Source organism: Streptomyces sp. NPDC005551 (genome assembly GCF_042871785.1).
Classification (GTDB): domain Bacteria; phylum Actinomycetota; class Actinomycetes; order Streptomycetales; family Streptomycetaceae; genus Streptomyces.
Window position 1 is genome coordinate 108222 of sequence record NZ_JBIAJE010000013.1, and the last position, 22596, is coordinate 130817.

The following is a 22596-nucleotide window of genomic DNA, read 5'->3' on the forward strand; positions in this document are numbered from 1 at the left end:
GTCAGCTCCCCCTGTTGACGGTCGCGGCATCGAGGAAGGCGGGCCGTTCCCCGCCGCCGTGCACGAGCAGGCTCGCGCCGGTGATGTAGGCGGCGGCGTCGGAGGCGAGGAAGACGGCGGCCCGGCCCACGTCGCCGGGTTCGGCGAGGCGGCCGAGCGGGACGGTCCGGGCGACGGCGGCGACCCCGTCCGCGTCGCCGTAGTGCAGGTGGGAACGCTCGGTGCGGACCATGCCGACGACGAGGGTGTTGACCCGGATGTCGGGGGCCCACTCGACGGCCATCGAGCGGGCCAGACTCTCCAGGCCCGCCTTGGCCGCGCCGTAGGCCGCCGTGCCGGGTGAGGGCCGGGTGCCGCTGACGCTGCCGACCATCACGATCGCCCCCCGGGTACGGCACAGTCGGCGGCGCGCGGCGAGCGAGGCGGTCAGCGGCGCGGTGAGGTTGAGCTCGATGACGCGGGCGTGCCGCTCGGCCTCCGACTCCGCGAGGAGCCGGTGCGGGCTGCCGCCGGCGTTGTTGACGAGGACGTCGACCCGGGCCAGGTCCTCGAAGAGGTCGCGGACGGCGGCCGGGTCCCTCAGGTCGACGGCGGCGAAGCGGACGCCCGCGAAGGGCCGCGGCGGCGGCCGGCGCGCGCAGACCACGACGTCGGCGCCCGCGGAGGCGAAGGCCCGCGCGATCCCGGCGCCGACCCCCCGGGTGCCGCCCGTGACGACGACGGTCCTGCCGCCGAGATCCGCGTTGTCCACAGGGCCTCCCGCTCGGATGCGTTCGCTGCTAGCTTCGGCAGTGCACCTAACAAACGTTTGGTGGAAAGGTAGCTGATGCGTCCATGGGTGTCTCCACCTCGTCCCCGGAAAAGGGGATTTCCGTCGTCACGGTCGACTACCCGCCGGTGAACGCGCTGCCGGTGCGGGGCTGGTTCGCGCTGGCCGACGCGGTCCGGTCGGCCGGGCGCGACCCCGGGGTCCGCTGCGTCGTGCTGAGAGCCGAGGGGCGCGGGTTCAACGCGGGCGTCGACATCAAGGAGCTGCAGCGGGACACCAGGGGTCACGGCGCGCTGATCGGGGCGAACAGGGGCTGCTTCGAGGCCTTCGCCGCGGTGTACGAGTGCGAGGTCCCGGTGATCGCCGCGGTGCACGGCTTCTGCCTGGGCGGCGGCATAGGCCTGGTGGGGAACGCGGACGCGATCGTGGCCAGCGAGGACGCCGTGTTCGGGCTGCCCGAGCTGGACCGGGGCGCGCTCGGCGCCGCCACGCATCTCGCCCGGCTGGTCCCGCCCCACCTGATGCGCGTCCTGTACTTCACCTCGCGCACCGCGACCGCGGCCGAGCTGCGCGCGCACGGCTCGGTCTGGCAGGTCGTGCCGCGCGGTGGACTCGACGCGTCCGCGCGGGCGCTGGCCCGCGAGATGGCCGCCAAGGACGGCGATCTCCTGCGGCTGGCCAAGGCCTCGATCAACGGCATCGACCCCGTCGACGTGCGCCGCAGCTACCGCTTCGAGCAGGGCTTCACCTTCGAGGCGAATCTCAGCGGGGCCGCCGGCCGCGTCCGCGACACCTTCGGCGGCAGGCGCAGCCAGCGCGGCAAGCAGGAGGAGGCGCGGTGAGCGACAAGACGATGTCGGCGGAGGAGGCGGTCGGCCGGCTGGAGAGCGGGATGACACTCGGCATCGGCGGCTGGGGCTCACGCCGCAAGCCGATGGCTCTGGTGAGAGCGCTGCTCCGGACGGACATCGGTGACCTCACCGTCGTGTCGTACGGCGGGCCGGACGTCGGTCTGCTGGCCGCGGCCGGGCGGATCCACAGACTCGTCGCCGCCTTCGTGACCCTTGACTCGATCCCGCTCGAACCGCACTACCGCGCGGCGCGGCAGCGGGCGGACTTCGAGCTGACCGAGGTCGACGAGGCGATGTTCATGTGGGGACTGCACGCGGCGGCGAACCGGCTGCCCTTCCTGCCGGTGCGGGCCGGGATCGGCTCGGCCGTGATGCGGGTCAACCCCGGCCTGCGGACGGTCACTTCGCCGTACGCCGACGCGTCGACGGGGATCCGGGAGGAGTTCGTCGCCATGCCCGCCCTGCACCTGGACGCCGCGCTGGTCCACATGAACCGAGCGGACCGCCTCGGCAACGCCCGGTATCTGGGCCCCGACCCGTACTTCGACGACCTGTTCTGCGAGGCCGCCGACGCCGCCTACGTCTCGTGCGAACGGCTCGTGGACACCGCCGCGCTGACCCGGCAGGCCGCGCCCCAGACGCTGCTGCTGAAAAGGTCGTACGTGACCGGGGTGATCGAGACGCCGAACGGCGCGCACTTCACGTCCTGCGCCCCGGACCACGGCCGGGACGAGGCCTTCCAGAAGCTGTACGCCACCACGCCGTACGCCGAGTTCGCCGCGCGGTTCCTCGACGGCGACGAGCGGGCCTACCAGCGTGCCGTCCAGGCCTGGCAGAAGGAGCGGACCCCGTGAGCACACCCGCAGCACCCCCGCCCCCGGCCCCACCCGCTCCCCCGCCCGCCGGGGCGCCGCCGGCCGGGTCCACGGCACCCCTCCCGCCGCCCACCCGCGCCGAGTACTGCGTGATCGCCTGCGCCGATGCCTGGCGGGGGGACGGCGAGGTGCTCGCCGCCGCGATGGGTGTGATCCCGTCCCTGGGTGCCCGGCTCGCCAGGCGCACCTTCGCGCCGGACCTGCTGCTGACGGACGGCGAGGCGACGCTCGTCGGGCCGGACGGCACACCGGAGGGCTGGCTGCCCTACCGGCAGCACCTGGCCATGGTGACGGGTGGCCGGCGGCACGTGATGATGGGCGCGAGCCAGCTCGACCGCTTCGGCAACCAGAACATCTCGTGCATCGGCGACTGGTCCCGGCCCGCCCGCCAGCTGCTCGGCGTGCGGGGTGCCCCGGTCAACACCCTGAACAACCCGACCAGTTACTGGGTGCCGAAGCACTCCCCGCGCGTCTTCGTCGCGGCGGTCGACGTGGTGTGCGGGGTGGGGTACGACAGTGCCTCGGCGGCGGGGCTGAGCGCCACCCGCTTCCACCGCATCCCCCGGGTTGTCTCCGACCTCGGCGTCTTCGACTTCGCCACCCCGGACCACGTGATGCGCCTCGTCTCCTTGCATCCGGGGGTCACGGTCGAGCAGGTCAGAGCGGCGACGGGGTTCGAGCTGCACGTCCCGGACGAGGTGCCCCGCACCCGTGAACCGACGCGGGAGGAGCGGGAGCTGCTGCGCGAGGTCATCGACCCGGAGGGCGTCAGAGACCACGAGGTTCCCGACGCCGGCGCGGTCGCAGGTCCCGGCACAGCCACCGGTCCCGGCACGGTCACCGGCCCCGGCCCCGGCTCCGGCTCCGGCTCAGCCATCGGTCCGGGCACGGTCACCGGTCCCGGCCCCGTCCCCGCGCGTGGGGCCGGGCGCTGATGGAGACCTCGTTCACCCGGCTCGTCGGCGTCCGGTACCCGATCGTGCAGACCGGCATGGGGTGGGTGGCCGGCCCGCGCCTGGTCTCCGCGACGGCGAACGCGGGCGCCCTCGGGATCCTGGCCTCCGCGACGATGACGCCCGGCCGGCTGCGAGAGGCCGTGCGGGAGGTCAAGTCCCGTACGGACGCACCGTTCGGGGTGAATCTGCGGGCGGACGCGGGGGACGCGGGCGACCGGGTGCGGATCCTCGTGGAGGAGGGGGTGCGTGTCGCGTCCTTCGCCCTCGCCCCCTCGCGCGAGCTGATCGCCGAGCTGAAGGCGGCGGGCGTGGTCGTCGTCCCCTCCGTCGGGGCGCGGCGGCACGCCGAGAAGGTGACCGCCTGGGGCGCCGACGCGGTGATCGTGCAGGGCGGCGAGGGCGGCGGGCACACCGGCGAGGTCGCGACGTCCGTGCTGCTGCCGCAGGTGGTGGACGCGGTCGGTGTCCCGGTCGTCGCGGCGGGCGGCTTCCACGACGGCCGGGGGCTGGTGGCCGCACTGGCGTACGGCGCGGCGGGCGTGGCGATGGGCACGCGCTTCCTGCTGACGTCCGACTCGACGGTCCCGGACGCCGTGAAGGCGAGGTACCTGGCGGCGGCGGTCGGGGACGTGACGGTCACCACGGCCGTCGACGGACTGCCGCACCGCATGCTGCGCACGGACCTCGTCGACTCCCTGGAGGGCGCGGGCCGTACGGCGTCCCTGGTCCGGGCGCTCCGCCGGGCCGCCGGGTTACGGAGAGTCTCCGGTCTCTCCTGGTCCCGGATGATGCGTGACGGGCTCGCCATGAGACACGGCAGGGACCTCACCTGGAGCCAGGTCCTGCTCGCCGCCAACGCGCCCATGCTGCTCAAGGCGTCGATGGTCGACGGACGTACGGATCTGGGGGTGATGGCGGCGGGGCAGGTCGCGGGTGTGATCGAGGATCTGCCGTCGTGCGCGGAGCTGGTCGAGCGGGTGATGGCGCAGGCCCACGCGACACTGCACGCGCTGCCGGCACCCGGGGCCCCCGCCCCGGAGGCGCCCCCGTCCGGGGCAATGACCCTCTGAGACCCACTCCCGGATCCGGACCGGCTGTCCCGCGTGCGCCCACGGTCCGGGGACTTCAGAGCCGCTCGATGATCGTCACGTTCGCCTGGCCACCGCCCTCGCACATGGTCTGGAGCCCGAAACGGCCGCCGGTGCGCTCCAGTTCGTGCAGCAGGGTCGTCATCAGCTTCACGCCGGTGGCGCCGAGGGGGTGGCCCAGCGCGATCGCGCCGCCGTTGACGTTGACCTTGTCCGGGTCCGCTCCGGTCTCGGCGAGCCAGGCGAGGACGACCGGTGCGAAGGCCTCGTTGATCTCGACGAGGTCGATGTCGTCGAGGGTCATGCCGGTCTTCCTGAGGGCGTGCGCGGTGGCCGGGATGGGCGCGGACAGCATGCGGACGGGGTCCTCACCGCGTACGCAGAGATGGTGGACCCGGGCGCGCGGGGTCAGCCCGTGGTCCCGTACGGCACGCTCGGAGGCGAGCAGCATCGCGGCGGCGCCGTCGGAGATCTGGGAGGAGCAGGCGGCGGTGATCGTGCCGCCCTCGACGACCGGCTTCAGGGCGGCCATCTTCTCCGGCGAGGTGTCCCGGCGCGGTCCCTCGTCGGCGGTGACCTTCCCGTACGCCACGGTCTCGCGGGCGAAGCGGCCCTCGTTCAGGGCGCGTACGGCCCGCTGGTGGGAGCGGAGGGCGAACTCCTCCTGGGCGCGGCGGGTGATGCCCCACGTGGCGGCGATCAGTTCGGCGCCGTGGAACTGGTCGACGGGCCGGTCGCCGTAGCGGGACCGCCAGCCCTCGCTGCCCGCGAAGGGTCCCTGGCTCAGGCCGAGCGGTTCGGCGGCCTGCCGGGAGGCGAAGGCGATGGGGATCTGGGTCATGTTCTGGACGCCGCCCGCGACCACCAGGTCCTGCGTGCCGGACAGGACCGCCTGGGCCGCGAAGTGGACGGCCTGCTGGGAGGATCCGCACTGCCGGTCGACGGTGACGCCGGGCACCTCCTCGGGCAGTCCGGCCGCCAGCCAGGAGGTGCGGGCGATGTCGCCGGCCTGCGGGCCCACCGTGTCCAGGCAGCCGAAGACGACGTCCTCGACGGCGGCCGGGTCCACCCCGCACCGTGCGACGAGGGCCCTGAGGACGTGCGCGCCCAGGTCCGCCGGATGGGCGCCGGCAAGTCCCCCGCCCCGTCGCCCGACGGGTGTGCGGACCGCTTCGACGATGTAGGCCTCGGCCATGACGGTGTCCCTCCGGGGTTCACGTGTCGCGCAGGGAGATCCCGTCCAGCACCATCGACAGGTACTGCCGGGCGATCTCCTCGGGGCTGTGCTGTCCGCCGGGCCGGTACCAGGACGCGGCGACCCACACCGTGTCGCGCACGAACCGGTAGGCGAGCCGGATGTCCAGGTCGGCGCGGAAGACCTCGGCGGCGACACCGCGCTCCAGGGTGCTGAGCCACGCCTTCTCGAAGTTGCGCTGCGACGCGGCGAGGAAGGCGAACCGCTCCTGCGCGGCGAGGTGTTTCGACTCCTTCTGGTAGATCGCGACGGCGGCGCGGTGCCGGTCGATCTCCCGGAAGGACTCGGTGACCAGGGCCTCCAGGGTCTGCCTGGGGCCGAGTTCGGCGGCGAGGACGGTGTCGTAGCCGTCCCAGAGCTCGTCGAGGAAGGTCCGCAGGATCTCCTCCAGCATCGACTCCTTGGAGTCGAAGTGGTAGTAGAGACTGCCCGCGAGCATTCCGGCGTGGTCGGCGATCTTGCGGACGGTGGTGGCGTTGTAGCCCTGTTCGGCGAAGACCTCGGCGGCCGTGCCGAGGAGTTCACGGCGTCGCTCCGGTGACGCGGTCACCTGGGACTTCTTCTTGGTAGGCACGGGTCCATTGTGGTCCCTCGGCCCTTCGTCCTACGCATGCCGGCTGCTGACGGAGACGACCTCGCCGGTCATGTACGAGGAGTAGCCGGACGCCAGGAAGACGATCACGTTGGCCACCTCCCAGGGCTCGGCGTACCGTCCGAAGGCCTCCTGGGCGGTGAGTTCCGCCAGGAGTTCGGGGGTGGTCACCTTCACCAGGTGCGGATGCATCGCGAGGCTCGGGGCGACGGCGTTGACCCGGACCCCGTGGGCGGCGGCCTCCACGGCCGCGCACCGGGTGAGCGCCATCACCCCGGCCTTGGCCGCCGCGTAGTGCGCCTGCCCGGCCTGGGCGCGCCAGCCGATGACGGAGGCGTTGTTGACGACCGCTCCGCCCCGGCCGTGGGCCGCGAACCGCCGCAGTGCGGCCCGGGTGCACCGGAACGTGCCGGTCAGTGTCACGTCGAGCACCTTCGACCACTGCTCGTCGGTCATGTCGACGAGCGGTGAAGTCCCGCCCAGGCCCGCGTTGTTGACGACGACGTCCAGGTGGCCGTGGAGTCCGGTGGCGGTGTCGAAGAGGGCCTGGACCTGGGTCTCGTCGGTGACGTCGCAGGGCAGCGCGGCCACGTGCGCGGCGCCGAACTCCTCGGCGAGGGCGGCGGCGGTCTCCTGGAGGCGGCGGGGGTGCGCGTCGCTGAGCAGCACGCGCGCGCCCTCCTCCAGGAAGCGGCGTGCGGTGGCCCCGCCGATGCCGGCGCCCGCCGCGGCGGTGATGACGGCGGTGCGGTCCCTCAGCAGCCCGTGCCCGGGCACGTACGCCGGACTCTCGACGTCGCTCATGCCTTCAAGCTAACCTACCAAACACTTGTTAGGGAAGCCGCGTCGCGACCGCCCCGCGGCTTCCGTCGTCCCGTGACCGCCGCCGTCCCTCGGCTGCCAACGCCCCGACACCGTCCAGCGCCTCGACACCGGCCAACGCCCTTGACACCGACCAACGCCCCCGACACCGGCCAAAGCTCCGATACCCGTCCCGCCGCCCCGAGCCCGCCACCGAAGGGTGCCGTCCATGGACCTCACGCACTCCCCCGACGACGAGGCGTTCCGCGCCGAGGCCCGGGCCTGGCTCGCGCGCCACGTCCCGCCGGTGCCGCTGCCCTCCCTGGAGACCGCGGAGGGCTTCGCCGCGCACCGCGCGTGGGAGGCCGAACTGGCCGCGGACCGCTGGTCGGTGGTGTCCTGGCCGGCGCGGTACGGCGGCCGGGACGCGGACCTCTTCCGGTGGCTGGTCTTCGAGGAGGAGTACTACGCGGCCGGCGCCCCGGGCAGGGTCGGCCAGAACGGCGTCAGCCTGCTCGCCCCGACGCTCTTCGCCCACGGCACCGAGGAGCAGCGGGCCCGCGTGCTTCCCCCCATGGCCCGCGGCGAGACCGTCTGGGCGCAGGCGTGGTCCGAGCCGGAAGCGGGGTCCGACCTGGCCTCGCTCACCTCCCGCGCGGTGCGCGCCGACGGGGGCTGGCTGCTGAGCGGGCAGAAGACGTGGTCGTCACGGGCGGCGTTCGCGGACCGGGCGTTCGGCCTGTTCCGCAGCGATACCGCCGCGCCGAGGCGGCACCTGGGGCTGACGTATCTGATGTTCGGCCTGCGGGCGCCCGGCGTCACGGTCCGGCCCATCGGCCGCCTCGACGGGAAACCCGCCTTCGCCGAGATCTTCCTGGACGAGGTCTTCGTGCCGGACGAGGACGTGATCGGCGAGCCGGGCGACGGCTGGCGGGTCGCCATGTCGACGGCGGGCGACGAACGCGGTCCGGCGCTCCGCTCCCCGGGCCGTTTCCTCGCCGCCGCCGGCCGGCTGACCGCACTGTGGCGCTCCCGCGCCGATCCGGCGGACACGGCCCTGCGGGACCGGGTGGCGGACGCGGTGATCGGCGCCCGCGCCTACCAGCTGTTCGCCTGTGCCCAGGCGTCCCGTCTCGCCGCGGGCGAGGCGCTCGCAGCGGAGTCCAGTCTGAACAAGCTGTTCTGGTCCGAGTACGACATCGCGCTGCACGAGACGGCGCTCGATCTGCTGGGCGCGGACGGGGAGTCGGCGGGCACCGGCTGGGCGCAGGGGTACGTCTTCGCGCTGGCCGGCCCGTTGTACGCGGGCACCAACGAGATCCAGCGCGACATCGTCGCCGAGCGGCTGCTCGGCCTGCCGAAGGGCCGCCGCTGATGCGTTTCCTCCTCGACGCCGAGCAGCGTGCCTTCGCCCGCTCGCTCGACGCGATGCTGACGGCCGCGGACACACCCGCCGTCGTCCGGGCGTGGGGTGCGGGCGACCGCGCGCCGGGTCGCGCCCTGTGGTCCCGGCTCGCCGACGCGGGCGTCTTCGCGCTGCCGGTGTCCGTGACGTACGAGGGGGTCGGCCCGCTCCCCGTGGAACTCTCGGTGGCGTTCGTCGAGTTGGGGCGGCACGGGGTTCCCGGGCCGCTGGTGGAGACGGCGGCGGCCGGCGTCCTGCTGGCGGAGCTCGGGGCCCCGGGGCCGGCCGGGCGGCTGCTGCCGGCGTTGGTGTCGGGCGGGGCCCTCGCCACGCTGGCCCTCGGGGACGCATGCGTGCTGGACGGTGAGGCGGCCGAGGTGATCCTGGTGGTGACCGGGGACGAGCTGCGGGCCGCCCCCGGGCACGGTCCGGTGCACGGCTCGCTGGACAGGGCCCGCCCGCTGACCCGCCCGCTGCCGGGCGGTGAGCTCCTCGCGGCAGGTCCCGGCGTCATCCGCGCGAGCGCCCGCGCCCTCGCCTGGGCCCGGCTCGCCACCGCCGCCCAGGCCCTGGGCACCGGGCTGGCGCTGCTGGAGCGGACCGTCGCGTACGTGGGGCGGCGCACCCAGTTCGGTGTTCCGGTCGGCTCGTTCCAGGCCGTCAAGCACCGGCTGGCGGACGCCAAGACGGCCCTGGAGTTCGCCCGGCCGCTGCTGTTCGGCGCCGCCGTCACCATGGACCCCGCCGACGTGGCCGCCGCCAAGGTCATGGCCTGCGAGAGCGCGTACGCGACGGCACGGGCGGCCCTCCAGCTGCACGGCGCGATCGGCTACACCGCGGAGTACGACCTCTCGCTGTGGCTGACCAGGGCACGCGCCCTGCGGACGGCCTGGGGGACGCCGTCCGAGTGCCGGGCCGCTGTCCTCGGTGGGGGTGATCGCGGCCGGTGAGTCCCGGTGCTGCTCCCCCGTCGGCGCCGGGGTCCGCGTCCCCGGCCGGTACGGGGGCGCGGGCGGGCCGGGCGCGCAGCCTCCCCGGCCCGTACGGGGCGCGGGTGGGCCGGGCGCGCAGCCGGCGGGAGGGGGCGACCCGCGCCCCCGACGGCGCGGGAGTCGACGACCGGGCGGATCTCCCGGGGCCGTCGGTGCTGCGGCACGTCGCCGAGGACGGCCCCGGGGCGGTGAATCCCACGGCACGTCACCGAGGACGGCCCCGGCGGTGAGTCCCGCGGCACGTTGCCGAGGCCGGCCCCGGGGCCGTCAGTCCCGCGGCACGTTGCCGATGACGGCCGTGCGGCCCGTCGCGCGCAGGACGGTGTGCGCGCCGGCCAGCAGCACCGCGTCGTAGGGGCCGAGGGCCGCCCCCGCCACCTCGGCGCTCCCGTCGAGCGTGACGACCAGCGCGGGCGCGGCGGGCAGGGACAGTGTGCCGCGTACCACCGCGACGGTCGGGGCGGGACGGCCGCCGTCCCTTCTCCACATGACGTTGAGGTTCACCACCGGCCCGGCGATGAGCCGGCAGTGGGTCGGCTCGTCACCGCGGAAGTGCCGCGGGGCGTGGCGCGTGTCGACGAGCCGGCGCTCGCCGCCCACCGTCAGGTCCATCCCGGCGCCCTCGACGAGGGTCAGGGTGCGGTCGACGCCGGGGAACGCGGAGAACGGTCCGTCCGCGCCGACCTCGGCGAGGCTCACCCGGCATGCGAAGTCCGTCATGTCCGTGCCCGGCGGCCAGGCCGCGATCTCGCGCGCGACGCCGCCGCCGTTCTTCCAGGGCACGGCAACCCGCCCCGCGGCGGGCAGCGGCCGGATCACCGGACGATCCCGCGCGCCCGTGCCGCCGCCAGCCACTGCGGGAACTCGCCGACCAGGCGGTCGTACAGCTCGGCGTCGGAGACCTCGCGCGGCTCCCGACCCGCGTGGAAGAAACCGGCGTTGTCGACGACCCGCTTCTGCGGTACGGCGAGTTCGTCGAGCTTGCGCAGGAAGTCGAACTGCCTGCTGCCCGGGTCGCCGAAGCCGATGAACTGCCAGAACAGCGGCAGTTTCGCCGTCTTGCACAGGTACCGTTCGGCGGCGAGCTTGTTGATCGGTCCGCCGTCGGTCTGGAAGACGACGAGGGCCGGATCGGTGGAGCCGCTGTCGAGGTAGTGGTCGATGACCGCGTCCATCGCCAGGTGGTAGCTGGTTTTGCCCATGTGCCCGAGCCCGGCCGTGATCTGCTCGATCCGGCCCCGGTGCCCGGCGAGCGCGATGTCGGTGACGGCGTCTATGCCGGTCGAGAAGAAGACGACCGGGACCGTCCCGTCGTCGTCGAAGTGCGCCGCGAGACCGAGCACGCGGTCGGCGAGCGCCTGCACACTGCCGTCCTTGTAGTACGGCTTCATCGAGCCCGAGTAGTCGACGACGAGGTAGACGGCGGCCCGCTGTCCGTCCAGCCCGTTCTTGGTGAGGGAGACCCCGGCGGTCTTGTACAGGCTGACCAGGGCGGGCGCCGTCTCCGCCACCTCGGTGAGGCCGATTCCGGTCATGCGGGCTCCCTTCCCGGGGCGTCGTCGGGTGACGCGGATGCCGAGATTACGGCACCGTGCCCACGTCATCCGGGGCCCACCCACCTCTCCCGGTGCCCGGCCCGGTCCGCCTCCGCGCCCGGTCCCGCCGTACCCTGTGCGGCATGAAACGTGCCGTCGGCCCGCTGTGGGTCACCGTCCCTCTCGTGGCCGCGACGGTTCTCTCGTGCGCGCCGGCCGGTCACTCCGGCACGGAGCACGACAAGGGCCGGGCCACCGCGTCACGGCACGCGGGGCCCGGGAGCACGACGGCGGAACCGGCGGCCGGCCGGCGGGCCGGGCTCGCCGCGCCGGACAAGAAGGAGCTGGCGCAGCAGCTGGTGTCGAGTGCCGAGAACTCCACGCTCGACTGGCGCGGGCAGTACGGCTACATCGAGGACATCGGCGACGGGCGGGGCTACACCGCGGGCATCGTCGGCTTCTGCTCCGGCACCCACGACCTGCTGACCGTGGTGGAGCGCTACACGAAGGGCCACCCCGGCAACCGCCTCGCCCGCTACCTCCCCGCGCTGCGCGACGTCGACGGCACGGACTCCCACCGCGGCCTCGGCCCGGGGTTCACGGCCGCCTGGCGGGCGGAGGCCCGCGTCGCGGCGTTCCGCCGGGTCCAGGACGCCGAACGGGACCGCGTGTACTTCCGTCCGGCGGTCCGGCGCGCCGAGCGCGACGGCCTCGGCACGCTCGGGCAGTTCGTCTACTACGACGCGATGGTCATGCACGGCGCGGGCCGCGGCCCCGACGGCTTCGACGGCCTGCGCGAGCGGGCCGTCGCGGAGGCGGACACCCCGGCCGAGGGCGGCCCCGAGAAGGAGTACCTCGACATCTTCCTCGACGTCCGCCGTCGTGCCATGAAGGCCTCTCCCGACCACCGCGACACGACCCGTATCGACACCGCCCAGCGCCGCTTCCTCTACGACGGCAACCTGGACCTCGACACCCCGCTGGAGTGGAAGGTGTACGGGGAGCCGTACCGGGTGGAGTAGCCGGGCCGGGCGCGGACGCACCACGGCGCCCGCCCAGGTCCGGTCGGGGACGGGGCAGGCGCCGCGTTCAGTTCCGTACGCCTTTGTACGGGACGTCTGTGGGGGTGGAGCGTCCGGCTCTCAGACCATCAGGGAACGGTCCGTGGGACGGATCGGCGCCGGCAGGTCGCTGGCACCGGTCAGGAAGCGGTCGACCCCGCGGGCGGCCGAGCGGCCCTCCGCGATGGCCCACACGATGAGCGACTGGCCGCGGCCCGCGTCACCGGCGACGAAGACGCCGGGCACGTTGGTCTGGTAGTCGCCGTCGCGGGCGATGTTGCCGCGCTCGTCGAGGTCGAGGGCGAACTGCGAGACCAAGCCGTTCTGGACGTCGGTGCCGGTGAAGCCCATCGCCAGCGTCACCAGCTGGGCGGGGATCTTCCGTTCCGTGCCCGGCTTCTGGGTCAGCTTGCCGTCGACGAACTCGACCTCGACGAGGTGCAGCCACTGGACGTTGCCGTCCTCGTCGCCCTCGAAGTGGGTGGTGTTGACGGAGTAGACCCGCTCACCGCCCTCCTCGTGCGCGGAGGTGACCTTGTAGAGCATCGGGAAGGTCGGCCACGGCTGGTGCGGGGCGCGGTCCTCGCCGGGCCTCGGCATGATCTCCAGCTGCGTGACGGAGGCGGCGCCCTGACGGTGGGCGGTGCCCACGCAGTCAGCGCCCGTGTCACCGCCGCCGATCACGACGACGTGCTTGCCCTCGGCGGTGATCGGGGGCGTCACGAAGTCGCCCTCCTGCACCTTGTTGGCGAGGGGCAGGTACTCCATCGCCTGGTGGATGCCGCTCAGTTCGCGGCCCGGGACGGGCAGGTCACGGGCGGTGGTGGCGCCGGCGGCGACGACCACGGCGTCGTACCGCTTGCGCAGGTCCGTCGCCTTGAGGTCGCGGCCGATCTCGATGCCGGTACGGAAGCGGGTGCCCTCCGCGCGCATCTGCTCGATACGCCGGTTGATGTGCCGCTTCTCCATCTTGAACTCGGGGATGCCGTACCGCAGGAGGCCGCCGACGCGGTCCGCGCGCTCGTACACCGCGACCGTGTGACCGGCCCGGGTGAGCTGCTGGGCGGCGGCGAGACCCGCCGGTCCCGAGCCGACGACGGCGACCGTCTTGCCGCTGAGGCGCTCGGGGATCTGGGGGTTGACGTCCCCGGTGTCCCACGCCTTGTCGATGATCGAGACCTCGACGTTCTTGATGGTGACGGCGGGCTGGTTGATGCCGAGGACGCAGGCCGACTCGCAGGGTGCCGGGCACAGGCGGCCGGTGAACTCCGGGAAGTTGTTGGTCGCGTGCAGGCGCTCCGAGGCCGCCTGCCAGTCCTCGCGGTAGGCGTAGTCGTTCCACTCGGGGATCAGGTTCCCGAGCGGACAGCCGTTGTGGCAGAACGGGATGCCGCAGTCCATGCAGCGCGAGGCCTGCGTGGGGATGATCGGCAGCAGCGAGCCCGGGACGTAGACCTCGTTCCAGTCCCTGACGCGCTCCTCGACGGGGCGGGACCTGGCGACCTCGCGCCCGTGGTTGAGAAAGCCCTTGGGATCAGCCATTGGTCGCCGCCTCCATCATCTTCTCGGTGATCTCGGTCTCGGAGAGACCGGCTCGCTCGGCGGCGTCCTTGGCGGCGAGCACTGCCTTGTACGTACTGGGGATGATCTTGCTGAAGCGGCCCACCGCGGTGTCCCAGTCGGCCAGGAGCTTCTCGGCGACGGTCGAGCCCGTCTCCTCCCGGTGGCGGCGCACCACGTCGTGCAGCCACTGCTTGTCGGTGTCGTCGAGGGCCTCGACGGCGTTCACGTTGCCCACGTTCACGTTGTCGCGGTGCAGGTCGATGACGTAGGCGACGCCGCCGGACATGCCGGCCGCGAAGTTGCGGCCCGTCTCGCCGAGCACGACGGCGTGACCGCCGGTCATGTACTCGCAGCCGTGGTCGCCCACGCCCTCGGACACCACCGTGGCACCGGAGTTGCGGACGCAGAAGCGCTCGCCGGTGCGGCCGCGCAGGAAGAGCTCGCCGCTCGTCGCGCCGTACGCGATCGTGTTGCCCGCGATCGTCGAGTACTCGGCGAGGTGGTCGGCGCCCCGGTCGGGACGGACGATCACCCGGCCGCCGGAGAGGCCCTTGCCGACGTAGTCGTTGGCGTCGCCCTCCAGGCGCAGCGTGACACCGCGCGGCAGGAAGGCGCCGAAGGACTGGCCCGCGGAGCCGGTGAAGGTGATGTCGACGGTGTCGTCGGGCAGGCCCGCGCCACCGAACTTCTTCGTCACCTCGTGGCCGAGCATGGTGCCGACCGTGCGGTTGATGTTGCGGATCGCGACCTGGGCGCGGACCGGCTGGGCGTCGGTGGCGGAGTTCGCTGCCAGCGCGTCGCCGGCGAGCTTGATCAGCTCGTTGTCGAGCGCCTTCTCCAGGCCGTGGTCCTGCTGGATGACCTGGTGCAGCGCCGCGCCCTCGGGCAGCTCGGGCACGTAGAACAGCGGGGACAGGTCCAGGCCCTGCGCCTTCCAGTGGTCGACGGCGCGGGTGACGTCGAGCGCCTCCGCGTGGCCGACGGCCTCCTCGATGGAGCGGAAGCCCAGCTCGGCGAGGATCTCGCGGACCTCTTCGGCGATGAACTGGAAGAAGTTCACGATGTACTCGGCCTTGCCGGCGAACCGGTCCCGGAGGGTCGGGTTCTGCGTGGCGATGCCGACCGGGCAGGTGTCCAGGTGGCAGACGCGCATCATGACGCAGCCGGAGACGACGAGCGGCGCGGTCGCGAAACCGAACTCCTCGGCGCCGAGCAGCGCGGCGATGACGACGTCGCGGCCGGTCTTCAGCTGGCCGTCGGTCTGCACGACGATGCGGTCGCGCAGCCCGTTGAGCAGCAGCGTCTGCTGGGTCTCGGCGAGGCCGAGCTCCCAGGGTCCGCCGGCGTGCTTGAGGGAGGTCAGCGGGGAGGCACCGGTGCCGCCGTCGTGGCCGGAGATGAGCACCACGTCCGCGTGCGCCTTGGAGACACCCGCGGCGACCGTGCCGACGCCGACCTCGGAGACCAGCTTGACGTGAATCCGCGCCTGCGGGTTCGCGTTCTTCAGGTCGTGGATCAGCTGGGCCAGGTCCTCGATGGAGTAGATGTCGTGGTGCGGCGGCGGGGAGATCAGGCCGACGCCGGGGGTGCTGTGCCGGGTCTTGGCGACCCAGGGGTAGACCTTGTGGCCGGGCAGCTGGCCGCCCTCGCCGGGCTTGGCGCCCTGCGCCATCTTGATCTGGATGTCGTCGGCGTTGACCAGGTACTCGGACGTGACGCCGAAGCGGCCGGAGGCGACCTGCTTGATCGACGAGCGGCGGGCCGGGTCGTACAGCCGGTCCGCGTCCTCGCCGCCCTCACCGGTGTTGGACTTGCCGCCCAGCTGGTTCATGGCGATGGCGAGGGTCTCGTGCGCCTCCTTGGAGATGGAGCCGTACGACATGGCGCCGGTGGAGAAGCGCTTGACGATCTCGCTGACCGGCTCGACCTCGTCGATGGAGATCGGCTCGCGGCCGGAGGTGAAGCCGAACAGGCCGCGCAGCGTCATGAGGCGCTCGGACTGCTCGTTCACGCGGTCCGTGTACTTCTTGAAGATGTCGTAGCGGCGGGTGCGCGTGGAGTGCTGGAGGCGGAAGACCGTCTCCGGGTCGAACAGGTGCGGCTCGCCCTCGCGGCGCCACTGGTACTCGCCCCCTATCTCCAGGGCGCGGTGCGCGGGCGCGATGCCGGAGGCCGGGTACGCCTTGGCGTGGCGGGCGGCGACCTCCTTGGCGATGACGTCGAGACCGGCGCCGCCGATCTTCGTCGCGGTGCCGTTGAAGTACTTCTCGACGAAGGCCTGGTCCAGGCCGACGGCCTCGAAGACCTGGGCGCCGCGGTAGGAGGCGACGGTCGAGATGCCCATCTTGGACATGACTTTCAGGACGCCCTTGCCGAGGGCGTAGATCAGGTTGCGGATGGCCTGCTCGGGCTCGATGCCCTCCAGGAACGTGCCCGCGCGGACCAGGTCCTCGACGGACTCCATCGCCAGGTAGGGGTTGACGGCGGCGGCGCCGTAGCCGATGAGGAGGGCCACGTGGTGGACCTCGCGGACGTCGCCGGCCTCGACCAGCAGGCCCACCTGGGTGCGCTGCTTGGTGCGGATGAGGTGGTGGTGGACGGCCGCGGTGAGCAGCAGCGACGGGATCGGCGCGTGCTCGGCGTCCGAGTGCCGGTCGGACAGGACGATCAGCCGGGCGCCGTTGCCGATGGCGGCGTCGGCCTCCGTGCAGATCTCCTCGAGCCGGGCGGCCAGCGATTCGCCGCCGCCGGAGACCCGGTACAGGCCGGACAGCGTCGCGGCCTTCATGCCCGGCATGTCGCCGTCGGCGTTGATGTGGATGAGCTTGGCCAGCTCGTCGTTGTCGATCACCGGGAACGGCAGGGTGACGCTGCGGCAGGACGCGGCGGTCGGCTCGAGCAGGTTGCCCTGCGGGCCCAGCGACGAGCGCAGGGAGGTGACGAGCTCCTCGCGGATGGCGTCCAGCGGCGGGTTGGTGACCTGCGCGAACAGCTGCGTGAAGTAGTCGAAGAGCAGCCGCGGGCGCTGCGAGAGCGCGGCGATCGGCGTGTCGGTGCCCATCGAGCCGATCGGCTCGGCGCCGGCCCTGGCCATCGGCGCGACGATGACGCGCAGCTCTTCCTCGGTGTAGCCGAAGGTCTGCTGGCGGCGGGTGACCGAGGCGTGCGTGTGCACGATGTGCTCGCGCTCGGGCAGGTCGGACAGCTCGATCTCGCCGGCTTCCAGCCACTCCGCGTACGGGTTCTCGGCGGCGAGGGCGGCCTTGATCTCGTCGTCCTCGATGATGCGGTGCTCGGCGGTGTCCACGAGGAACATGCGGCCGGGCTGCAGGCGGCCCTTGCGGACGACCTTCGCGGGGTCGATGTCGAGGACGCCGACCTCGGAGCCGAGGACGACGAGGCCGTCGTCGGTGACCCAGTAGCGGCCGGGGCGCAGGCCGTTGCGGTCGAGGACCGCGCCGACCTGGGTGCCGTCGGTGAAGGTGACGCAGGCGGGGCCGTCCCAGGGCTCCATCTGCGTGGCGTGGTACTGGTAGAACGCGCGGCGGGCCGGGTCCATGGAGGCGTGGTTCTCCCAGGCCTCCGGGATCATCATCAGCACGGAGTGCGGCAGGGAGCGGCCGCCGAGGTGGAGCAGCTCCAGGACCTCGTCGAAGGACGCCGAGTCGGAGGCGTCCGGCGTACAGACGGGGAAGATGCGGTCGAGCTTCTCGCTGCCGAACAGGCTGGAGACGAGCTGCGACTCGCGGGCCTTCATCCAGTTGCGGTTGCCCTTGACCGTGTTGATCTCGCCGTTGTGCGCGACGAAGCGGTACGGGTGGGCGAGCGGCCAGCTGGGGAAGGTGTTCGTGGAGAACCGGGAGTGCACGAGCGCGATCGCGGAGGCGAAGCGGCGGTCGGACAGGTCCGGGAAGAAGGGCTCCAGCTGGCCGGTGGTCAGCATGCCCTTGTAGACGATGGTGCGGGCCGACAGGGACGGGAAGTAGACACCGGCCTCGCGCTCGGCGCGCTTGCGCAGCACGAACGCCTTGCGGTCCAGGTCGATGCCCGTGGCGTCCTGTCCGGCCACGAAGAGCTGGCGGAAGGCGGGCATCGTCGAGCGCGCGGTGGCGCCGAGCAGCTGGGGGGCGACGGGGACGTCGCGCCAGCCGAGGACGGTGAGGCCCTCCTCCGCGGCGAACGTCTCGATCTGTGAGACGGCGTGGGCGCTGTCCTCCGGCAGGAAGGCGATGCCTACCGCGTACGAACCGGCCTCGGGCAGCTCGAACCCGGCGACCTCGCGGAAGAAGGCGTCCGGGACCTGGGACAGGATGCCGGCGCCGTCGCCCGAGTCGGGCTCGGAGCCGGTGGCACCGCGATGCTCCAGGTTGCGCAGAACCGTGAGCGCCTGCTCGACCAGCGCGTGGCTCGCCTCGCCGGTGAGGGTGGCCACGAAGCCGACGCCGCAGGCGTCGTGCTCGTTGCGGGGGTCGTACATACCCTGCGCGGCAGGGCGAGCATCCATGAAGGGCCAGTTCTGGCCATTCGCGGAGTGCTGGGACGGCTGGCGCGGCGTACGCATCGGCTCTCCCGTCGTCGTCGTGGCTGGGGGCACCTCCCAGGCTCTTGAGGCTCTGGGGGAGCGGTTGCCGAGGGACGACGTTGGCCCTCTGCTGTGGAGTGCAAAATTTCGTGCAGGTTACATGATGGAGCGGTTCTCGGGAACCGGATACTCCGTTTCAGCATGCGGACACCGCGGTCGCGGTGGGGGTACCGCGTACGGCGGTGGAGTATGGGGACCCATCCGGACAGATCGATGTCCTCGGGCCCGGGCGGGGCGGGTGGCGTCGCCGGTCGCGCAGGGTGCGGCGCGGGCCTCTTTGCCCACGCGCTTACGGGTCATGCCCGGTGGTTAAGCGTTCGAAACCGCCGGGTAACGACTAGTTATGCAGCCCTTCGCATAAGTGCGCTGCACCTCATCCTACGGCCGTACCGAACCAGCTGCCCAGGACGTACGTCACACCCGCCGCGGCGCCACCGAGGGCCAGCTGCCGCAGCCCGCTGTACCACCAGGAACGCGCGGTCACCCTGGCCACGAGCGCGCCGCACGCGAAGAGTCCGGCGAACGCGAGCAGCAGCGCGGGCCACAGTGCGGTCGCACCCAGCAGGAAGGGCAGGACGGGGAGCAGGGCGCCCAGGGCGAAGGAGCCGAAGCTGGAGACGGCGGCGACGGACGGCGAGGGCAGGTCGCCCGGGTCTATGCCCAGCTCCTCGCGCGCGTGGATCTCCAGCGCCTGCTCGGGATCGCGCGAGAGCTGCCTGGCCACCTCCCTCGCCAGGGCGGGCTCGACACCACGGGCCTCGTACAGCTCGGCGAGCTCGCGCTCCTCGTCCTGCGGGTGCTTGCGCAGCTCCCGGCGCTCGACGGCCAGTTCCGCCTCGACCAGCTCGCGCTGGGAGGCGACGGAGGTGTATTCGCCCGCGGCCATCGAGAAGGCGCCGGCCGCGAGTCCCGCGAGACCGGTGATGACGATCGTCTGGTGCGCGACGGATCCGCCGGCGACGCCCGTCATCAGGGCGAGGTTGGAGACGAGTCCGTCCATCGCGCCGAACACGGCGGGGCGCAGCCAGCCGCCGTTGACGTCGCGGTGGGTGTGGTTGTCGCGGTGCGCCTCGTGCAGTGCGGCTTCGGTGTCGATGATGGCCATCTCGGTCCCCCAGCAGGCTCTTTTTGGACGGGTTCTACTTTTCGACAACAGCAAGGTACGCCTCGAATTTCCCGCCCGCCAGCAAGGAAAGGCTGCGCTAACCTGCGCCTTTGCCCGTCGACGCTCATCCGTGGCGGGTCGCGCGCAGATGTCGACCGGGTGACGCTGCGGGCCGTGAGGCCGTGCCGGGCCGTTCCGGTGGGACAGATCCGCAAAGGGTTCCGCGCACGGTTCCGCCCCGTGGTGCCGCACACGGTTCCGCGCTGTGGCTCCGCGCTGTGACCGGAGCCGGGAGAGAAGAGGCACCGGATGGCTCCCATCGCCTGCGTCCCCTCGGTCCCGCCGCCCCAGGACGCCGCCCGCCTGCGGGACCGGGCGCGCGGTGCGCTGCTCGGGCTCGCCGTCGGGGACGCGCTCGGGGCACCCGCCGAGAACATGAAGCCGTCCGAGATCCGGGCGCGGTGGGGCCGTATCACCGGGTACGTCGCCGAGCACCCGGCCGGGACCGACGACACCGAGTACGCGATCTTCTCCGGGCTCCTGCTGGCCCGGCACGGCTCGGCGCTCACCGCGGCCCATGTGGAGACGGCCTGGCACCACTGGATCGCGGACCGGGACGAGGGGCCGTTCCGCGGCGCCGGGTTCAGTGAGCGGGGCACCCTGGAGAACCTGCGCCGGGGGCTGGCGGCGCCCATCTCCGCCCAGCACCGGCACGCGTGGAGCGACGGTCTCGCGATGCGCGCGGCACCCTTCGGCGTCTTCGCGGCGGGACGCCCGGCCGAGGCGGCCCGCCTGGTGGCGATCGACGGCTCGGTCAGTCACGAGGGGGAGGGCATCTACGGCGGGCAGGCGGTGGCGGCCGGGGTCGCGGCGGCGATGACCGGCGCTTCCACCATCGCCGTGGTGGCCTGCGCCCTCGCCGTGGTCCCGGACGACTCCTGGACGGCCCGGTCGCTGCGGCGCGCGGTCGCGGTCGCCCACCGGGGCGAACGCGCGGTCCGCTCGGCGGTCGTCGTCGGCGGCTACCCGTGGACGGACCTCGCACCGGAGGCCGTCGCCCTGGCCTTCGGCGCGTACGCGGCGGCCGACGGTGACTTCACGGGATCCGTGCTCACCGCGGTCAACATGGGCCGCGACGCCGACACCACGGCGGCGGTGGCCGGCGCGCTGGCCGGGGCGACTCGGGGCGCCGTCTCCATTCCGGCCGAGTGGGCCGCGGCCATCGGCCCGGCGCTCGGCAGCTGCCTTCCCTCGATGGCGGGCCACCACGTGCTGGACGTGGCGGAGCTGCTGACCCCGGAGGACGACGAGAAGTGGACCGCGGGGCCCGGCCCCGCCCCCCGGGAACTCCTCGACCCCGGCGGCACACACCTGCGCCCCGACCCGCACACGTACGTGATCACCGGCGAGGTACGGCCGTGACCCCCCGCCTGGTGGGGGACGAGCCCCGCGAGGACGCCGCCTCGGCGCCCGGCGAGGAGACGCGGACGGCACTGTGCTCCGGCACGCGGACGCACGCGGAGCCCTCGCAGGGCGGTGGCGCGCCCGCCGTGGGTGCCGCCGTCACGCCGTCGCCGGCATCCCAGGAGACGGCCACCGCGCCCGCGCACACGCTGTCACCGGCGCCCCTCGGTGTCCGGCCCCCGGGCCACGGGGACGTGGGTGCCGCCGTCACGCCGTCGCCGGCATCCCAGGAGACGGCCACCGCGCCCGCCCACACGGTGTCACCGGCGCCCCTCGGTGCCTGGTCCCCGACCCACGGGGACGTGGGTGCCGCCGTCACGCCGTCGCCGGCATCCCAGGAGACGGCCACCGCGCCCGCCCACACGGTGTCACCGGCGCCCCCCGGTGTCCGGCCCCCAGGCCACGGGGACCAGCCCGCGCCCCCCGACCTCCAGCACGCGAGCCCCGACGTACGAGGGGCGAGCCTGCGCACCGAACCCCCCGACCTCCTAGCGCCGCACCCCACGGCGACGCCTCCCCCACCGGCCCCCGGCAGCCCGCCCGCGAGCCTCCTCACGGAGGGCACCCCGGGCGGGGCCGGTGTCGCGGTGCGGCGGATCGAGGGGCTGCTGCTCGGGCTGGCCGCGGGGGACGCCGCGGGATGGCCGGCCGCCCGGCACCGGGCCGCCCGCATGCCCGAGTGGACGCGGCGGCTCACCCGCGAGCTGGACACGTTCGCGGAGCAGAACGCGACCACCACCCTGCCCGTGCCCATCGCCCTCAACCAGCCGCCCGAACCCCTGCGGCTCGGACCCTCGGACGACGCCGAATGGGCCGCCTTCGCGGCCGAGGCGGTCCTGCGGGCCGGGGACGGCAGCGCCCTCGGCGACCTGAGCCGGGAGCGCCGGATGCGCGCGGCGATCGACCTGGCGTGGAACGCCGTCGCCGGCGAGGTGGCCGCCGCGGCCGAACGCGCCCCGGAGGTCGAGTCGGCCGTGCTGCCGCTGCGCGCCCGGATCTCGGTCCGGGCCGGCCTCGGCAACCTCGCCGCCGGACTGCGCCCGCCCGCCACCGGCCACGACAACCCCCACTACTTCGACGACGCCGCCTGCGTACGCGCCTGCGTGCTCGCCGTGGCCCACCCGGGAGATCCCCGACTCGCCGCGGAACTGGCCGAGTTCGACGCCCGCTACACCCAGGACGGTGACGGCGTGCACGGCGCCCGCGCCATGGCCGCGGCCGTCGCGCTCGCCCTGACCGGCGCGCACGTCGACGCCTGTGTGACCGCCGCGCTCGCCGAGCTGCCGGCGGCGACGGAGATCGGCCGCAACGCGCGGCACGCGATCACCCTCGCGCGGGGCGCCGACAGCACCTTCGGTCTCGTACCCCTGCTGGAGCATCAGATCGTCGACCATGTCTACAGCTACGGCATCGCGGCGGCCGAGACCGTCCCCGTCGCCCTCGCCCTCGCGACCGCCGCGCGGGGCCGCATCGCCGAGGCGGTGCCGGCCGCCGCGTGCCTGTCCCGGGTCGCCGACTCCGCCCCGGCCCTGGCCGGCGCCCTGACCGGCGCGCTCGGCGGCGGCGACACGATCCCCGCCGCCTGGCGCGACGCCTGCCGCACCCTCTCCGGCTGCGCCCTGCCCCGCCTCACCGGCACCGACCTGGTGGAACTCGCCGGACTCCTGGCAGCCACGGAACTGAGCACACCAGGAGGATGATT

Annotated in this window: 17 protein-coding genes and 1 pseudogene; 9 read left to right on the forward strand and 9 right to left on the reverse strand. The window is 73.5% G+C overall.

Translation table 11 applies throughout. From position 1 onward, the window contains the following. Position 1: 1 nt before the first annotated feature. Positions 2-751, reverse strand: a complete 750-nt coding sequence (locus tag ACFYP4_RS30800; RefSeq protein WP_388789893.1) for an SDR family oxidoreductase — start codon at positions 749-751, stop codon at positions 2-4. A gap of 83 nt (positions 752-834) precedes the next feature. Between ACFYP4_RS30800 and ACFYP4_RS30805 the strand changes: the two genes are divergently transcribed. The 4 genes and pseudogenes from ACFYP4_RS30805 (at position 835) to ACFYP4_RS30820 (ending at position 4521) form a co-directional block, all read left to right on the forward strand. After that, the gene (locus ACFYP4_RS30805) at positions 835-1611 is read left to right on the forward strand and encodes an enoyl-CoA hydratase family protein (protein ID WP_358852026.1); all 777 of its coding nucleotides are present in this window, start codon (positions 835-837) and stop codon (positions 1609-1611) included. Next, the gene (locus ACFYP4_RS30810) at positions 1608-2474 is read left to right on the forward strand and encodes a CoA-transferase (RefSeq protein WP_358852027.1); all 867 of its coding nucleotides are present in this window, start codon (positions 1608-1610) and stop codon (positions 2472-2474) included. Before ACFYP4_RS30805 ends, ACFYP4_RS30810 begins: the two co-directional genes overlap by 4 nt. Before the next feature lie 110 nt (positions 2475-2584). Continuing rightward, positions 2585-3280, forward strand: a pseudogene (locus ACFYP4_RS30815) (CoA-transferase subunit beta); the annotation flags it as partial. A gap of 149 nt (positions 3281-3429) precedes the next feature. Beyond that, positions 3430-4521 (forward strand): NAD(P)H-dependent flavin oxidoreductase, encoded by a 1092-nt coding sequence (locus tag ACFYP4_RS30820; RefSeq protein WP_388789897.1) that lies wholly within the window; start codon positions 3430-3432, stop codon positions 4519-4521. Between the two features lie 55 nt (positions 4522-4576). On the opposite strand, the gene ACFYP4_RS30825 is transcribed toward ACFYP4_RS30820, so the two are convergent. The 3 genes from ACFYP4_RS30825 to ACFYP4_RS30835 are packed head-to-tail and all read right to left on the reverse strand — an operon-like array spanning position 4577 to position 7190. Next, positions 4577-5734, reverse strand: a complete 1158-nt coding sequence (locus ACFYP4_RS30825) for an acetyl-CoA C-acetyltransferase (protein ID WP_388789900.1) — start codon at positions 5732-5734, stop codon at positions 4577-4579. A gap of 19 nt (positions 5735-5753) precedes the next feature. Next, on the reverse strand, positions 5754-6368 hold the full coding sequence (locus ACFYP4_RS30830) for a TetR/AcrR family transcriptional regulator (protein WP_388789903.1): 615 nt from the start codon (positions 6366-6368) through the stop codon (positions 5754-5756). Positions 6369-6398: 30 nt separating this feature from the next. After that, entirely contained in the window at positions 6399-7190 is a 792-nt protein-coding gene (locus ACFYP4_RS30835; protein ID WP_358852031.1) for an SDR family oxidoreductase, read from the reverse strand. 226 nt (positions 7191-7416) lie between these two features. On the opposite strand from ACFYP4_RS30835, the gene ACFYP4_RS30840 reads away from it, so the two are divergent. Then, a complete protein-coding gene (locus tag ACFYP4_RS30840) occupies positions 7417-8562 on the forward strand; it encodes an acyl-CoA dehydrogenase family protein (protein ID WP_358852032.1) in 1146 nt (381 codons plus the stop codon). Further along, complete coding sequence (locus ACFYP4_RS30845) at positions 8562-9542, forward strand: acyl-CoA dehydrogenase family protein (protein WP_358852033.1); 981 nt, start codon at positions 8562-8564, stop codon at positions 9540-9542. The genes ACFYP4_RS30840 and ACFYP4_RS30845 overlap by 1 nt, the downstream gene beginning before the upstream one ends. 309 nt (positions 9543-9851) lie before the next feature. Here ACFYP4_RS30845 and ACFYP4_RS30850 read toward each other — a convergent pair whose 3' ends face one another. Beyond that, a complete protein-coding gene (locus ACFYP4_RS30850; RefSeq protein WP_388789907.1) occupies positions 9852-10403 on the reverse strand; it encodes a HutD family protein in 552 nt (183 codons plus the stop codon). Further along, positions 10400-11119 (reverse strand): vWA domain-containing protein, encoded by a 720-nt coding sequence (locus ACFYP4_RS30855; RefSeq protein WP_388789910.1) that lies wholly within the window; start codon positions 11117-11119, stop codon positions 10400-10402. Before ACFYP4_RS30855 ends, ACFYP4_RS30850 begins: the two co-directional genes overlap by 4 nt. Positions 11120-11262: 143 nt before the next feature. Between ACFYP4_RS30855 and ACFYP4_RS30860 the strand changes: the two genes are divergently transcribed. After that, positions 11263-12141 (forward strand): chitosanase, encoded by an 879-nt coding sequence (locus tag ACFYP4_RS30860; RefSeq protein WP_388789913.1) that lies wholly within the window; start codon positions 11263-11265, stop codon positions 12139-12141. 120 nt (positions 12142-12261) lie between these two features. On the opposite strand, the gene ACFYP4_RS30865 is transcribed toward ACFYP4_RS30860, so the two are convergent. The 3 genes from ACFYP4_RS30865 to ACFYP4_RS30875 all read right to left on the reverse strand — a co-directional run bounded on the left by ACFYP4_RS30865 (position 12262) and on the right by ACFYP4_RS30875 (position 19430). Next, on the reverse strand, positions 12262-13722 hold the full coding sequence (locus ACFYP4_RS30865; RefSeq protein ID WP_358852197.1) for a glutamate synthase subunit beta: 1461 nt from the start codon (positions 13720-13722) through the stop codon (positions 12262-12264). After that, positions 13715-18304 carry a glutamate synthase large subunit gene (gene gltB, locus ACFYP4_RS30870; RefSeq protein WP_388789916.1) on the reverse strand — a complete coding sequence of 1530 codons (4590 nt, stop codon included), beginning with the start codon at positions 18302-18304 and terminating at the stop codon, positions 13715-13717. The genes ACFYP4_RS30865 and gltB overlap by 8 nt, the downstream gene beginning before the upstream one ends. Before the next feature lie 394 nt (positions 18305-18698). Further along, positions 18699-19430, reverse strand: coding sequence for a VIT1/CCC1 transporter family protein (locus ACFYP4_RS30875; protein WP_388789919.1), 732 nt, complete (start codon positions 19428-19430; stop codon positions 18699-18701). A gap of 309 nt (positions 19431-19739) precedes the next feature. Between ACFYP4_RS30875 and ACFYP4_RS30880 the strand changes: the two genes are divergently transcribed. Continuing rightward, the gene (locus ACFYP4_RS30880; RefSeq protein WP_358852200.1) at positions 19740-20852 is read left to right on the forward strand and encodes an ADP-ribosylglycohydrolase family protein; all 1113 of its coding nucleotides are present in this window, start codon (positions 19740-19742) and stop codon (positions 20850-20852) included. 407 nt (positions 20853-21259) lie between these two features. Beyond that, a complete protein-coding gene (locus ACFYP4_RS30885; RefSeq protein ID WP_388789971.1) occupies positions 21260-22594 on the forward strand; it encodes an ADP-ribosylglycohydrolase family protein in 1335 nt (444 codons plus the stop codon). Positions 22595-22596 lie beyond the last annotated feature (2 nt).